This is a genomic window from Phenylobacterium sp. (assembly GCF_036963605.1).
Taxonomy (GTDB): Bacteria; Pseudomonadota; Alphaproteobacteria; order Caulobacterales; family Caulobacteraceae; genus Phenylobacterium.
Genome location: NZ_JBALUY010000025.1, coordinates 1 through 14,284, shown reverse-complemented (window position 1 = coordinate 14,284; position 14,284 = coordinate 1). Strand labels below are relative to the sequence as shown.

At 66.2% G+C, this 14,284-nt stretch carries 13 protein-coding genes; 6 read left to right on the top strand and 7 right to left on the bottom strand.

Going from position 1 to position 14,284, the window contains the following annotated elements:
* Positions 1-16 precede the first annotated feature (16 nt).
* Both V7702_RS06640 and V7702_RS06635 read left to right on the top strand, forming a co-directional pair.
* The gene (locus V7702_RS06640) at positions 17-928 is read left to right on the top strand and encodes a bile acid:sodium symporter family protein (RefSeq protein ID WP_335649353.1); all 912 of its coding nucleotides are present in this window, start codon (positions 17-19) and stop codon (positions 926-928) included.
* Between the two features lie 3 nt (positions 929-931).
* Complete coding sequence (locus V7702_RS06635) at positions 932-1,906, top strand: ornithine cyclodeaminase family protein (protein WP_335649352.1); 975 nt, start codon at positions 932-934, stop codon at positions 1,904-1,906.
* Here the strand turns inward: V7702_RS06635 and V7702_RS06630 are convergent.
* On the bottom strand, positions 1,903-3,225 hold the full coding sequence (locus V7702_RS06630) for an amidohydrolase family protein (RefSeq protein ID WP_335649351.1): 1,323 nt from the start codon (positions 3,223-3,225) through the stop codon (positions 1,903-1,905). The genes V7702_RS06635 and V7702_RS06630 overlap by 4 nt on opposite strands.
* Positions 3,226-3,279: 54 nt before the next feature.
* Complete coding sequence (locus V7702_RS06625) at positions 3,280-5,475, bottom strand: TonB-dependent receptor (protein WP_335649350.1); 2,196 nt, start codon at positions 5,473-5,475, stop codon at positions 3,280-3,282.
* 433 nt (positions 5,476-5,908) lie between these two features.
* On the opposite strand from V7702_RS06625, the gene V7702_RS06620 reads away from it, so the two are divergent.
* A complete protein-coding gene (locus V7702_RS06620) occupies positions 5,909-6,706 on the top strand; it encodes an enoyl-CoA hydratase family protein (protein WP_335649349.1) in 798 nt (265 codons plus the stop codon).
* On the opposite strand, the gene V7702_RS06615 is transcribed toward V7702_RS06620, so the two are convergent.
* From V7702_RS06615 to V7702_RS06595, 5 genes are all read right to left on the bottom strand, one after another.
* Positions 6,693-7,142: a RidA family protein gene (locus V7702_RS06615; protein ID WP_335649348.1), complete on the bottom strand. Its 450-nt coding sequence runs from the start codon at positions 7,140-7,142 to the stop codon at positions 6,693-6,695. The two genes, V7702_RS06620 and V7702_RS06615, sit on opposite strands and share 14 nt — an antisense overlap.
* On the bottom strand, positions 7,139-7,594 hold the full coding sequence (locus V7702_RS06610; protein ID WP_335649347.1) for an acyl-CoA thioesterase: 456 nt from the start codon (positions 7,592-7,594) through the stop codon (positions 7,139-7,141). The genes V7702_RS06615 and V7702_RS06610 overlap by 4 nt, the downstream gene beginning before the upstream one ends.
* Positions 7,591-8,091, bottom strand: coding sequence for a MarR family winged helix-turn-helix transcriptional regulator (locus V7702_RS06605; protein WP_335649346.1), 501 nt, complete (start codon positions 8,089-8,091; stop codon positions 7,591-7,593). The genes V7702_RS06610 and V7702_RS06605 overlap by 4 nt, the downstream gene beginning before the upstream one ends.
* Before the next feature lie 2 nt (positions 8,092-8,093).
* Positions 8,094-8,855: an SDR family NAD(P)-dependent oxidoreductase gene (locus V7702_RS06600; RefSeq protein ID WP_335649344.1), complete on the bottom strand. Its 762-nt coding sequence runs from the start codon at positions 8,853-8,855 to the stop codon at positions 8,094-8,096.
* Between the two features lie 100 nt (positions 8,856-8,955).
* Entirely contained in the window at positions 8,956-11,277 is a 2,322-nt protein-coding gene (locus V7702_RS06595) for a bifunctional salicylyl-CoA 5-hydroxylase/oxidoreductase (protein WP_335649343.1), read from the bottom strand.
* A 156-nt stretch (positions 11,278-11,433) separates the two neighbouring features.
* On the opposite strand from V7702_RS06595, the gene V7702_RS06590 reads away from it, so the two are divergent.
* The 3 genes from V7702_RS06590 to V7702_RS06580 form a co-directional block, all read left to right on the top strand.
* The gene (locus V7702_RS06590; protein WP_335649342.1) at positions 11,434-13,101 is read left to right on the top strand and encodes an amidohydrolase; all 1,668 of its coding nucleotides are present in this window, start codon (positions 11,434-11,436) and stop codon (positions 13,099-13,101) included.
* Positions 13,098-13,709, top strand: coding sequence for an FMN-binding negative transcriptional regulator (locus V7702_RS06585; RefSeq protein WP_335649341.1), 612 nt, complete (start codon positions 13,098-13,100; stop codon positions 13,707-13,709). Before V7702_RS06590 ends, V7702_RS06585 begins: the two co-directional genes overlap by 4 nt.
* 178 nt (positions 13,710-13,887) lie before the next feature.
* Positions 13,888-14,284 (top strand): TonB-dependent receptor plug domain-containing protein (locus tag V7702_RS06580; protein WP_335649340.1); only part of this gene is annotated, 397 nt, incomplete at its 3' end.

Sequence of the window (14,284 nt, the reverse complement as noted above, 5' to 3'; positions counted from 1 at the left end):
AACGAGAGGACGCTTCATGCCGCCTGAGGTCGTGACCCTGGTCAACACCGTCATTGTGCCGATCGGCCTTGCGGCGATCATGTTCAGCATGGGGCTCTCCCTGACGCTCACCGACTTCAAGGAGGTGGTGCGCAATCCCAAGGCGGTCTTCGGCGGTCTGTTCGGCCAACTTGTCTGCCTGCCGCCCCTGGCCATGGCCATCGCCTGGGCCTTTCAACTGCCGCCCGCCATGGCCATGGGCCTGTTCATCCTGGCGGTCTGTCCCGGCGGCATCACCTCCAACGCGATCACCTATGCGGCCAAGGCCAATGTCGCCCTGGCCGTGGTGATGACGACGCTCTCCAGCCTGATCACCGTGTTCACTATTCCGCTTCTGGTGAGCTGGGGCCTCGGCCACTACTATCTGGCCGGCGAGGCGCCCCAGATGTCGGCCCGGCAGACCACCATGCAGCTGGCCCAGATGACCATGATCCCGGTCCTGTCAGGTATGGCTCTGCGCCGCCTGAACGCGGACTGGGCCGACCGGATGAGCGTCTGGCTGCGCCCGGCCTCCCTGGTGGTGCTCGTCGCGGTCATCCTGTTCTCGGTGCTGGTGAGCCTGGAGCTGGTGGTCCAGAACATCTTGCGCGCCGGTCCCGCCGCTATCCTGCTGAACGTGCTGGGCATGGGTCTGGGGCTTGCCATCGCCACGGCCCTTGGCTTGGTTAGGCAGGACAAGCTGACGGTGGGCATCGAGGTCGGTATCCAGAACGCGACCATGGCGACCTTCCTGTCGCTTTCGATCCTGAAGGACGTCTCCCTGGCGATCACCCCGACCATCTACGGCATCATCATGGTCGTGAACGCGGGCCTCCTAGTTCAGTGGTTCAAGCGCCGCGCGGCGCGGCAGGCTGCCTCCGAGCCCGTCGCCGCCGACAGCGCCGCCTAGCGCATGATCGTCATCGGCCGAGAGGCGGTCCGGGCGCATCTCACCTGGGACGTCAGCATCCCCATGGTCCGCGATGCGATGATCGCCCTATCGCGGGGCGTCACGCGGCAACTTCCCCGCGGGATCATCGACCTGGACGAGGGTCGGGCCTTCGGCGTCATGCCGGGGTCCATGGGCGCCGGCGAGGTGTTCGGCGCCAAGATGATCAGCGTCTATCCAGAGAATTTCGCCCAAGGCCTGCAGTCGCACCAAGGCCTGGTCGCGGTGTTCGACCCTGCCACCGGCGCCCTAGCGGCGGCGGTGCATGCCGGAGAGATCACCGCCATTCGCACGGCTTCGGCCTCGGCGGTCGCCACAGACGCCCTCTCCCGTCCCGACGCCTCGCGGCTGGCCATTCTCGGCTATGGCGAACAGGCCGAGGCGCACGCCATGGCCATCGCCAAGGTCCGCTCAATCGAGGAGATCCGCGTCTGGGGACGCTCGCCCGAACACGCCCACGCCTTCGCCCAGCGGATCGGCCAGGCCCTGGGCGCGCCGGCCACGGCGTGTGATAGCGTCGAGGCCGCCACGGCCGGCGCCGAGATCATCTGCACCACCACCGCCGCGGTCGAACCTATCCTGTTCGGCCGCTGGGTCTCCGAGGGCGCCCACCTCAACCTGGTGGGTTCCAGCCGCGCGGGTCCCGCCGAGGTGGACGACGAGCTGGTGGCGCGCTCAAGGTACTTCGCCGACCATCGCCAGGGCGTCCTGTTGCAGGGCGCGGAATTCCTGAACGCCAAGCGAAATGCGCTGGTCGATGATGACCACATCCTGGGCGAGATCGGCGCCGTGCTCGATGGGATCCTGGAAGGTCGCCGGAGTCCGGCCGACATCACGGTCTACAAGTCCCTGGGCAGCATCGTGCAGGACCTGTCGAGCGCCTGGTGGCTCTACCAGGCGGCGCTGCGCGAGGGCTTCGGCACGCAGGTCGACTTTTAGGGCTGGATCAGAAAGTCGGACCGCTGATAGCGCACGCCCCGCTTCACCGTCAGGGTGATTGAGCGCAACGCGCGTACGTCCTTCGTAGGGTCCTCGCGCACGAACACCAGGTCAGCCAGCTTGCCAGGCTCAATCACGCCCATCTGCGCCTCCTGGCCGATCGCGCGGGCGCCGTTCAGCGAGGCGGCGCGCAGCACCTCCAACGGCGGGAGCCCTGCCCGAGCCAGATGTTCGAGTTCGTCATTGAGAGCAGGGAACGGCGCACCGGCCGTGGTCTCGCCGTCAGTGCCAGCGGAGATCGCCACCCCGGCGCGGAACGCCCATTTGGTGATCTCTGCGGCCCGATCGAGTTTGCAAGTCAGTACCTTGTTGGGCGATCCCTCCGTCTCGAACCCGCCCTGGCCGTAGGCGAACAGGGTGGCGTCCAGGATGGTCCCGCGCCGGCGCATCTCATCGAACATCGGCTTGAACCGCGCCTCTGGCGAGTTGAAGCCGGCGCTCGGCGAGCTGGCATAGCGGCCAGGCATGGCGGCGGCGAACTCGTAGTCCAGCAGGCAGGCATGGGAGATAACATCCACACCGGCCCTGATCACGTCGCCGGGCCGCGTCGGGAAAATCGCCGCATGCGACCAGACCTTCATACCCTGGCGATGGCTTTCGGCCACGATGGGGGCGATCAGCCCCAGCGGAAGGTCGGTGTAGATCTTGATCCCGCTGGCTGAGGTTCCTTCCGCCCGAGCCACCGCCCGCGGCAGATTGGTGGCGACGGTCACCGCCTGCATCCAGGGGGCCTCGCCGGCCTTGGCTCCCTGGGCGGTCGCCTGAGGTCGCGGGTCATCAAAGAAGCTCGGACCCGCCATCAGGGATGCGTAGTGGATATCGGGCGCGGGGATCAGGCCCAGGCGCGCTGACCGAGCGAGGTCAGCGAGGGCTCGCCCGTCGCCGGCCATGTCCCGCACCGCTGTCACGCCACTGTAGATCTGCCGCCTGAGGGTCGCTTCGGCCCGCTTCCGCTCTGGCGCGGTGGCCAGGTGGACATGGCTGTCAATGAGCCCCGGCAGGACGTAGAGCCCATCAGCCTCGACGACCTCAGCCCCCGGCGGCGCGGCGACGTCGGCGGCGGGCGCCACCGCCACGATCCTTTCGCCCTGGACCAGGATCGCCATGCCTGGGCGCGGCGGGCCGCCCTTTCCATCGATTAGCGTGGCGCCGCGATAGAGGATCACCGCCTCATTCGGCTGGCTGGCAGCCGGGCATGTAAGGACGAACGCCGCCAGGGCGACGGAGGCGCCGCCGATCGAGAGGGTGCGAGAGCGCATGAGCGATCCCTATGGGCCAGGGACGCGCGATGCGCCCCTGGCCATTGAGGCTGGCTAGAAATTATAGCCCAGTTGGATGCCCAGTTCGCGCGGCTCGGTTGTCCGGACCAGGTCGGGGATGCCCGGCCGCGACTGGACGTTCCACCCGGTCAGCGCCCGTTCGTTGAACAGATTGCGGACGTAGATCGAGGCTTCCCAGGTGCCGGTCTGCACGCCGCTGCGAAGATCGACCAGGGTGTAGTCGCCGAACGCCCGGCGGATCGGATCGTTGGGGCTGAAGGTCGTGAAAGCCTCGCCCGTATAGGAGGCGTCGGCGCGGGCGTAGGCGTCCAGCCCGAACATGGTGAAGGTCTGCTCGACCCCCAGATTACCGCCCCACTTCGAGGTGTTGGGAATCCGTTCCCCCTCAAGGCCTGCCAGCGGGTTGGCCGGCGGGCCGGCCACCAGCGGATTGTCCTCGGTCAGCTTCTGGTCCGAGCGGCGCACGGCGAAGTTGGCCGAGAAGCCCGGCAGGGCGTTGGGCCGCAGACGGCCCTCCAGTTCGATCCCCTTGAGTTCGGCCTTGCCGGCGTTGGACGTGTAGTTGAAGGCGCCGGTGGGATCGCGCTGGGACACCTGGATATCGTCCCACTTCATCAGATAGACGGCGCCATTGAGCTGTAGCTGGCGGTCCAGGACCGTGGATTTCCAGCCAAGCTCATAGTTCTTGACGAAATCTGGGTCAAAGCTGAGCGGGTAGTTCCCCAGGAGACCTGGCGCATTGGGGCCACCTTCGCGGAAACCTTCCGAATAGATGGCGTAGCCCAGAATATCGTCGGTGAACTCGTATGACGCCTGCGCCTTGAGGGCGTTACCGTCAGACACGGCGCTCTGCGAGGGCTGCGGTCCGAGTGGCCGGCCGAAGACGTCAAAGATCAGGCTGGTTTCGTTCCGGCGCTGCATCTTGAAGTAACGGACGCCGCCTTCGATCGACAGCTTCTCCGTCACGTCCCACATGGCGTTGAAGAACGCCGCCCGGTTGAGGACGTGTTGATCGCTGGGTTGGGCGAAGAACGGCTCGGCCGGCACGTCAATCAGGCCGTTGGGATCGTTCACAAAGGCGCCGAGGCTGATCGCATCGGAATCGCGATTTTCGTAGAACAGGCCGGTGACGACCTGCACCGGACCATCAAAGTCTGAGGCGAAGCGCAACTCCCCGGTCAGGGCGTTGGTCTTGGTGGTCTGATTGATCGACCCGAACCGTGGCGAGACAAACTGGCTCTGGTCGAAGACGAAGCGCGTCTTGCGGTCGTAGCTGGAGACCGTGGCGGTGATCGTACCGACACCCACCTCCTGCTCCACCGTCAGGTTGTAGAGGCGCAGTTCGTCAAGATAGGGCTCTAGCGCACGGAGGGGACGGCTGTCGGTGTCGCGGAGGGTCTGGCTCGAGTCATCCATCCGGGCGCGCTGGTAGACCATGGAGCCGAGAATATTTGTGCGGGTCGGCAGGTCGAGCATCGCCTGGAACCGGCCGCCCTCCACCTTTTCCTTGTCCGAGCCCTCAATCTCCAGCAGCGGCATATCGACAAAGCCGTCGACGGTGCGTCCATAGGCCAGGGCGCGCACCGCAAACATATCCTCGACGATCGGCACGTTGATCACCGCGTGGCCTTCCAGCCGCTCGCCGCCGTCACGCGCCCGCGTGGCGATCTTTGTGCCCACCGCGCCGGAGAGGCCCCCGGTCGTCTCAGGCTTGTTGGTGATGTAGCGCAAGGTGCCCCCTTGCGAGCCGGCGCCGTAGAGCGTGCCCTGGGGTCCGCGCAGGACTTCGATGCGTTCGATGTCGTAGAGGCCGATGTCGCTCTGGCGGACATTGGTGCCGCCGATGCCGGTCAGCGGGGTTTCGTCGAGATAGATGCCCACCTGCGGCGCGCCGGCGGACGCCGCCAGGCCACGGATGATCACCGTCTTGTTGCCCTGACCGCCCATCGTGGAAATGCCGGGCACCTGACGGACAATGTCATCCAGTGTGGCCGCGCCGGTCTTCTGGAGCTGCTCCTCGCCCACCGCCGAGATGTTGTACGGAATTTCCTGGACGCTGGCGGCGCCACGCTTCGAAGCGGTGACCACGACCTCATCGAGGTCGACCGGGCCGGACGAGGCCTGGGCGAGGGCCGCGCCGGCGACGCCGGACATGGCCGTGACGAGCAGTGCGGTGCGCAGCGGCATGGCGATACGACGGCGATGGCCGCTCGGCGTTGTAGATTTCATATGTAGCTCCCCCTTGTCCGGCCGCCGACTTGGGTCGGCTGACGCGGTTGGCGCAGAATTGCGCAGCAAACTGAAAACCCGATAAAGATCCGCGGCGCCAAGCAACGGCGGCTCACAAGGACCTAGGAGCGGAAAGGCCGAGCGTTTCGACGCCGTCAGCTTTTGATCGCGCCATTGATGGACCTCCGATCACTTCACGAGGAAGGAATTGCTTTAGGTTTAAAGTAGTGGTCGTAAAACTGTCAATGCGCCTCCCTCGCGCGCCGCCTCCTGCGGCGCGTTTGGAAAGACCGCTTAATTCTCAGGCGCCACTTGGATTAGTTTAGGTTTGAAATTATGCTTTTTGGCAGGACAGCGGCGCCTGCCGCGCCTGTTCGTCCCGTGAGGTTCAAGCCTGATGACGTCCAACTCGCCTTCCTCTGACGCCCCCTTGATGGCCGAGCCGCGACATTTCCGACTCGCCGTGGACGGCGCGGTGGCGACCGTGACTCTGGACCGCCCGGATAGAAAGAATCCTCTGACGTTCGACAGCTATGCCGAACTACGAGATTTCTTCAGGGACCTTGTCTATCAGGATGACATCAAGGTGGTGATCATCACCGGCTCGGGCGGAAATTTCAGCTCAGGCGGCGATGTTCACGACATTATCGGGCCGCTCACGGGCATGTCCATGCGCGAGCTCCTGGCCTTCACGCGGATGACCGGCGATCTGGTCAAGGCGATCAAGGCCTGCCCGCAACCGGTGATCTCGGCCATTGACGGGGTCTGTGTCGGCGCCGGCGCCATCCTGGCCATGACCTCTGACCTTCGCCTGGCGACACCGAGGGCGCAAGCCGCCTTCCTTTTCGTGCGCGTGGGCCTGGCCGGCTGCGATATGGGGGCTTGTGCGATTCTGCCCCGCCTCATCGGCCAGGGCAGGGCCGCCGAGCTGCTTTACACCGGGCGGGTGATGACAGCGACTGAGGGCGCCGAATGGGGCTTTTACAACCGGCTGGTCGAGCCCGAAGCCCTCATGGCCGAAGCCATTAAGCTCGCCGGACGCCTGGCCTCCGGCCCGACCTTCGCCCACATGATGACCAAGACGATGCTGAACCAGGAATGGAGTATGAGCCTGGAGACCGCCATCGAGAGCGAGGCCCAGGCCCAGGCCATCTGCATGCAGACCGAAGACTTTCGGCTGGCTTTTCAGGGCTTCGTGGATAAGGCTCGGCCAACCTTCACGGGCGGCTAGGGGGAACCATCTCGCTGGGCAGGACGGCTGTCGCCTCGATCTCGACCACCGCCTGGGGCTCCACCAGCCGCACCACCTGCACCAGGGCCATGGCGGGATAGTGCGGACCGATCAGTTCCCGATAGACCGCCCCGATCTCCTTCAGAGCGCCCAGATAGGCGTTCATATCGGTGACGTACCAGGTCATCCGCACCAGGTGCTCGGGCCCGGCCCCCGCCTGGACCAGAATATCGCAAATATTGGCCAAGGCCTGCCGCACCTGGGGCACGAATCCATCGGGGAACCGACCCGCCACGTCCCAGCCGATCTGGCCCCCTATGAATACTGTGGGGCCGTAGGCCAGCATACCGTTGGAAAAGCCCTTGGGGCGCGGCCAACCCTCCGGCAGCACGCTCCGCTGGCTGGTCAGCGACGGAATGGGCTTGGCGACGGTCATAGGCTTTCGTCCTGGAAACGGGTCAGCGCGGCGCGCAGCGAGGGCGGCAGCGGGATGGCGGCGTGGGTCACCAGGTCGGTAGTGACGATCACCAGTTCAGTGTGCATCAGGGCCTCGTCGCCACGCAGGGCCTTGACCTTCAGGCCGATGGAACTTCGCCCGATGCGGTTCAGGCTGACCGCGAACTCGAGGTCGTCTCCCATGAAGCCCGGGCGCATGAAGTCCGTGGCGTAGCGCACATAGCCCAGCCCCACCTTTTCGTCCGTGATGAAGCCGTAGTAGTCGAGCCCCAGCGCTCGGCCGAAGAAGTCCTCGATCGCGCCATTGACCATGTCCACATAGGCCCCGGTGTAGATGATGCCGGCAGGATCACAGTCGGCGAACCGCACCTTGCGGCCAGTGGTGAAGCCGCGCTTGTTGACAGCAGCCTCGGCCATGGATGGGAGGGTCACGTGGGATCCTCGATCGCCTTGCGCACCGAACGCTTCAGGTCGCCGAGCAGGTCCAGAAGCATACCGACCTTACGCGGCGATACCCCGGCGAACATTTCAGCGATCCACGCCTCGTGTTCGATCGCCATTCGCGCGAACTCCGACCGCCCCTCCGGCGTCAGCGAGATCACCTGGACGCGCTTGTCAGCCGGCAGGGCGCGGCGAGCCACATGGCCGTTCTCGACCAAACGGTCCACCAGACCCGTAACATTGCCGTTGGACACCATCATCCGGCGGGACACCTCACCCAGGGCCATGCCGTCAGGCGCCTTCTCCAACTGCGCCATGAGGTCGAAGCGCGGCAGGGTCACCTCAAACTGCACCCTCAGCCGACCGCGAATCTCTGTCTCCACCAGGGTGGTGCAGGTCAGCAACCGCAGCCATAGCCTCAGTTCGTCCTTGTGATCGTGCGGCGCCTCGAGCGCCTTGGTCTCAGCGTCCAGCGGCAGATTGTCCATGGTCACACCTCTCCACCGGCGACCGGCAGGGCCACGCCGGTGATGGCCCCCGCGCCTGGGCCGCAAAGAAATAGCACAGCGGCCGCGACCTCGGTCCGATTGACCAGCCGTCCCTGAGGGTTGCCGGCGGTGAGCTCCGCCCGCGCCGCCTCGGCGGTGCGCCCGGTCTTGGCGACGATCTCATCGACGCTACGGGCCACAAGATCGGTGTCGGTGAAGCCAGGACACACCGCATTGACCGTCACGCCGGAGCGCGCTGTCTCCAGGGCCAGGGCCCGGGTCAGGCCCAGCACCGCGTGCTTGGCCGCGACATAGGCCGAGACGTAGGGATAGCCCTTCAGGGCCGCAGTAGAAGCGACGTTGACAATCCGTCCGTAGCGCCGGTCGACCATGCCCGGCAGCACAGCGTGGGCCGTATGAACGCAGCTCATCAGGTTGAGGTCGAGCATAGCGCGGACATCGGCTGTAGTCGTGCGTTGGAATGGCGCGCTGAAGGCGCCTCCGGCGTTATTGACCAGCAGGTCGATGGCCCCGCCCCGCCCGGCGGCCTCGCCAAAGGCCCGCGCGACGGCCTCACCGTCGGTGACGTCGCATACGGCGAATTCATCGGCGTCCCCGGCGGCTACGGTCTGGCGTAGAGCCTCCTCTGTGCGACCTACAATAGTCACGCGGGCGCCGGTGGCGCGCAGGGCCGAGGCGATCGCTGCTCCGATCCCCCGCCCGCCGCCGGTGATGAGCGCGTGCCGCCCCGTAAACTGCGCCAAGCCCGTCTCCTGCTGCGCCAAATTAGTTCATATCCAAAGTATTTTGTGAACCAGGTCAACTCAGGGTTGTCGACGTCTGCTCCCCGACCAAGGTCTCGCCTCATTCATCGGTGGCGTTGCGACGCCCGGGACGAGCACGCCGACGAAGCTCTGCCAGATCGTCGCGCTCTCGGCGCATCTGGGCCCGCAAGGCCTGCTGGCCTGGCCCATACTGCGGCGGGCATTCGACATCGACACCGTACCAGACCGCCGCCCGCATGGTCAGGAACGGGTCCGTCAGGTGGGCCCGGCCGATGGCGACCAAGTCTGCGCGACCGGCCGCGAGGATCGTGTTCACCTGATCGGCGGTGGTGATGGCGCCCACGCACATGGTGGCGATCCCCGCCTCGTTGCGGATACGGTCCGAGAAAGGGGTCTGGAACATCCGCCCGAACACCGGCTCGGCGTCATGCACTGTCTGGCCCGCGGAGACATCGATCAGGTCGCATCCGAGGGCGGCGAAGGCGCGGGCGACCTCAACGGAGTCGTCGCCGCTAAGGCCGCCCTCTTTCCAGTCGGTGGCCGAGATGCGCACCGACATGGGTTTTTGCGCGGGCCAAGCCGCGCGCAGGGCCGCGAAGACCTCTAGCGGATAGCGCAGCCGACCGGCCAGGTCGCCGCCATAGGCGTCGGTACGATGGTTGGTGAGCGGCGAGATGAACGAGGCCAACAGATAGCCGTGGGCGCAGTGAAGTTCGATCATGTCGAAGCCGGCCCGGTCGGCGCGCTTCGCGGCGACGACAAAGGCGTCGCGCACCTCGTCCATATCCTCGCGGGTCATCTCCCGGGGTGTCTGACTGTGGGGATAGTAGGGCAATGGCGAGGCCGAGAGGATCGGCCATGCCCCCTCCTCCAGCGGCTGGTCCATGCCGTCCCACATCAGGCGCGTCGCGCCTTTGCGGCCGGCATGTCCGAGTTGCAAGCAGACCTTGGCCGAGGCGTTGGCGTGGATGAACCCAACCACCCGCGCCCAACCAGCCTCATGCTCGTCTGTATAGAGCGCTGCGCAGCTCGGGGTGATCCGACCTTCCGGAGAAACGTCCGTCATTTCGGTGAAGATCAGCCCGGCGCCACCGATCGCGCGGGCGCCCAGATGGACAAGATGCCAGTCATTCGGCGACCCGTCCGGCGCGGAATACATGCACATGGGAGAGACGGCGACGCGGTTGGGCAGGACCAGATCTCGCATCCGGAAAGGTTGGAACATCGGCGGCCGCGGCGTGGCGAGGTTTACCGGATGCCCCGAGGCCTGCTGTCGTTCTGCAAAGGTGTGGCTGACGGTTTTGACGAACTCCGGCGCCCTGAGCGCCAGATTGTCGTAGGTGATCGCCTTTGAGCGCGTCATCAGACCGAAGCCGAAGGTCACGGGGTCGAAGTCCCAAAACCGCGCCAGCTGCTCGAACCAGACCAGCGAGACATCTGCCGCATGCTGGGTTTTCTCGACGTCCTCCCGGCGGTCCCGCTCGAAGCCGACGAGGGCGGGCGCCACAGCGCCCTCACGCCGGAATGCCTCGTAGAGGGCGATTGCGTCCTCCATGGCGAGCTTGGTGCCCGAGCCGATGGAAAAGTGCGCGGTGGCCTTGGCGTCGCCCAGCAAGACGACGTTGTCCTTCACCCAGCGGGCGTTGCGGATCATCGGAAAGTTGCGCCAGATGGAGCGGTTGGCGATCAGCCCATGGCCGTCAAGGTCGGCGGCGAAGACCTGCTCCAGGAAGGCGACCGTCGCCGCCTCATCTGTCGGATGTAAGCCCGCACGGGAGAAGGTCGCCGCGTCCGTCTCGACGATCCATGTCGAGCGACCGGCCTCATACTGGTAGCAATGGGCGATAAACACCCCGTGCTCGGTTTCCCGGAACAGGAACTGGAAGGCGTCCAGTGGCCGGGTGGAACCGAGCCAGACGAACATGTTAGGCCGCACGTCGACCACCGGCCTGAACCAGTCGCTCTCGGCCTCGCGGATCGCGCTATTGGCGCCGTCGGCGGCCACAATGAGATCGCTGTCGGCGAAGGCCGACAGGTCTCCGACCTCAGTGTCGAAGGCGACCGTCACGCCCAGGCTGGTGGCCCGGTCCTGCAGGATGCCTAGCAGGGTCCGTCGCGAGCAGCCGCAGAAGCCATTGCCCCCGATGCGCATTCGCTCGCCCTTGAAGCTAATCTCGACATCGTCCCAATAGGCGAAGCTGTGGACGATCTCAGCATAGCTCTCGGGGTCGTACTTGCGGAAGATGTCGAGGGTCTGGTCGGAGAATACGACGCCGAATCCAAACGTCTCATCGGCCCCATGGCGCTCGACCACATGGATCGCCGCGGCAGGCGCCCACTGCTTCATCAGAATCGCGAAATAGAGTCCTGCCGGGCCCGCGCCTACGATCGTGACCTTCATGTCTGCACCTACGATCGCCCCGCCAGGATAATATTTTAGATTTAAAATTGTTTGCTTTGGTCCGTCAAGACGATGTGGCGGGACGCGCCGGGGCGCGCTAAGGGCCGCCGGGCGAAACGACAGACTCTCAAGGACGAAGGCCAGGAGGATCGCACCATGATTGATCGTCGCCATCTGCTGGGGGCGGGCGCCCTGGCCCTGCTGTCGGCCCAGGCCCTGACGGCCCGCGCAGCCGAAACCGGCCTCGACCTGGCGCTCGTGAACGGCCAGGTCTGGACTGGACAGACCGCGGCGTCCCTCGCCGAAGCTGTAGGTGTGTCCGCCGGCAAGATCGCGGCTGTGGGGGCAGGTCAGGTCCGCGCCCTGACGACCTCGCGAACCCGCGTGATCGACCTGGCCGGCGCCTTCGCCATGCCCGCCTTCATCGACAACCACACCCATTTCCGACTGGCCTCGACCATGCTGGCCCAGCCCGACCTGCTGGGGGCGGCTGACCGCGCCGATTTTGTGAACCGCGTGGGCCAGGCCGCCGCGCAGCTAAGACCAGGGCGCTGGCTTCGGGGCGGCTCCTGGGACGAGCAGCGCCTGGGCGGCCGGCTGCCCGACCGCCACTGGATCGATGCGGCGACCCCGGACACGCCGTTCATCGCCCCGCGCACCGATCTGCACATGTATCTGGTCAACAGCCTGGCCCTGCGCCTGGCCGGCATCACCCGCGAGACCCCAGATCCGGCCGGCGGCGTGATCGACCGCGACGCCTCGGGCGAGCCCACGGGCATCTTGCGCGACAACGCCAAGGACCTCGTGGACCGGGTCATCCCACCGACGAGCGAGGCCGAAACGGACGAGGCGATGCGCGCCGGGATCGCCCACGGCCTCAGCCGCGGCGTCGCCCAGGTCCACTGCCCGGAGATCGACTGGAGCGTCCAGGACTCGCTGCTGCGCCTGCGCCGCGGCGGCGAAACGGACATGCGCTTCTACTCCTTCGTGCCGCTGCAGGACTGGGAGAAGATGGCTGGCTTCGTCGCCCGTAATGGCCGCGGCGACGACTGGGTGCGCTGGGGCGGCGTCAAGGGTCTGGCGGACGGTTCGCTCGGCTCGCGCACGGCGCTCTTCTACGAGCCCTATTCCGACGCCCCAGACCAGCACGGCACGCGGGTCATGGCCCTGAACGACCTGCGTGAGGCGGTGATCGCCGCCGATCGCCACGGCCTGCATGTGACCGTTCACGCCATTGGCGACCGGGCCAATGATGATGTCCTCGACATCTTCGCCGAGGCCGAGCGGCTGAATGGCGCGCGCGATCGCCGCTTCCGCATTGAGCATGCCCAGCATGTTCGACCGCAGAGCATTCCGCGCTTCGCCCGCCAGAAGGTGATCGCCTCGGTGCAGCCCTTTCACGCCATCGACGACGGGCGCTGGGCGGTCGAGAGGATCGGACCGGCGCGTCTGGCCGGAACCTACGCCTTCGCCTCGTTCCTGCAGGCCGGGGCGCGGACAACCTTTGGCTCTGATTGGCCGGTGGGACCGATCGATCCGATCACGGGCGTCCACGCTGCGGTGACCCGCCAGACGATCGACGACGCCAATCCCGACGGCTGGATTCCGGAGGAACGGATCACCGTCGAGCAGGCCCTGATCGCCTACACCGCGGCGAACGCCTATGCCGGCTTCCAGGAAGACCGGCTGGGCGAACTGTCCGTCGGCCGGCTGGCCGACATCGCCGTGCTGGACGCCAATCCGCTGACCGCGCCCCTTGATGGGCTAAACAAGATCAAGGTGCTGCAGACCATCGTCGATGGCCAGCCGAGGTATGAGGCATGAGCGACAGACCGCCGCCGATCTCTCCGTTCGACCCCGCCCACCCATCTGATGTCGGCGCCTTCGTGCGCGATCAGATCCTGGGCCTGGTGAGCACCAGCGGGCCACCGGCCCATGTCACGCCGCTGCCGCTGCTGGCCCAGTTGAACGCCGAGGGCGGCGTCACCGAGTTCTTCGGCCATTTTGGCCGGTCCAACCCCCAGATCGAGGCGTTGCAGGCTGATCCCCGAGCTCTCGTGACCTTCATGGGGCCGCACGCCTATGTGCCGACCGCCTGGGTCAGTCCGACCGGCTGGGCGCCGACCTGGAACTATGCCCTGGCCTATTTCGAGGTCGAGGTGCGTTTCGACGCCGGCGAAAATGATCGCGCCCTGGCCGAGCTGGTCGAGACGATGGAGCAGGGCCAATGGACGACCGACCGGATGGGCGCGCGCTATGAGCCCCTGGCCCAGCGCATTCTCGCCTTCCGCGCCCGGGTGATCCGTCAGGTCGGAAAGTTCAAGCTGGGCCAGGACGAAACGCCGGAGACCTTCGAAAAGATTGTCCAGCATCTGTCGCCGTCCCCCCTCGCCGAGCTGATGCGGCGGACCCGCGAAGGGGCCGACACATAGACGATCTGCCGGGGTCGCGCAGGCCCCCGGGCGGACCAGGCTCGCCTTACCCATCTTTGGGCTGACTTACCCTGAAAACCCCGCGGGCCTGCGTTCGGCCTGGTGTTCAATGGCTTTGGGGATGCCTCGCGCCGCTGCTGCGGGTCGTCGAAACGAACACAATACGGGGGTGTATGTGATGCATAAGCTCATCAAACGACCGAAGACCGCCAGGCGCCTGTGCGTCGCGCTGATGTCCAGTTGCGCCCTTGCCGCCCCGATGGCGGCCCTGGCCCAGACCGAAGCCAGCAATGTCGATGAAGTGGTGGTGGTGGGCGCCCGGGCCGTGGCCGCCACCAAGACCGACACCGCGCTGACCGAAGTGCCCCAGGGCATCAGCGTGATCACCGCTCAGGAGATCGAGGACCGCACCGTCGTCGATCTGCAGGATGTGTTCCGCTACACCGCCGGCGTCGCCTCGCCCGGCAGCGTCGATTCCCGGGGGGACTTCGTCGTGTCCCGCGGGTTTGACGCCGCGCAGTACCTCGACGGCCTCAAGCGCATGCCCGACTTCATCTATGGCGCCCGCCTGGAGC

Bases quoted from the DNA above. Each gene is read 5' to 3' on its own strand.
- V7702_RS06605 (WP_335649346.1), bottom strand. From the start codon at position 8,091: ATGGACAATCTGCCGCTGGACGCTGAGACCAAGGCGCTCGAGGCGCCG.
- V7702_RS06635 (WP_335649352.1), top strand. From the start codon at position 932: ATGATCGTCATCGGCCGAGAGGCGGTCCGGGCGCATCTCACCTGGGAC.
- V7702_RS06620 (WP_335649349.1), top strand. From the start codon at position 5,909: ATGGCCGAGCCGCGACATTTCCGACTCGCCGTGGACGGCGCGGTGGCG.
- V7702_RS06585 (WP_335649341.1), top strand. From the start codon at position 13,098: ATGAGCGACAGACCGCCGCCGATCTCTCCGTTCGACCCCGCCCACCCA.
- V7702_RS06595 (WP_335649343.1), bottom strand. From the start codon at position 11,277: ATGAAGGTCACGATCGTAGGCGCGGGCCCGGCAGGACTCTATTTCGCG.
- V7702_RS06590 (WP_335649342.1), top strand. From the start codon at position 11,434: ATGATTGATCGTCGCCATCTGCTGGGGGCGGGCGCCCTGGCCCTGCTG.
- V7702_RS06630 (WP_335649351.1), bottom strand. From the start codon at position 3,225: ATGCGCTCTCGCACCCTCTCGATCGGCGGCGCCTCCGTCGCCCTGGCG.
- V7702_RS06640 (WP_335649353.1), top strand. From the start codon at position 17: ATGCCGCCTGAGGTCGTGACCCTGGTCAACACCGTCATTGTGCCGATC.
- V7702_RS06615 (WP_335649348.1), bottom strand. From the start codon at position 7,142: ATGACCGTCGCCAAGCCCATTCCGTCGCTGACCAGCCAGCGGAGCGTG.
- V7702_RS06625 (WP_335649350.1), bottom strand. From the start codon at position 5,475: ATGAAATCTACAACGCCGAGCGGCCATCGCCGTCGTATCGCCATGCCG.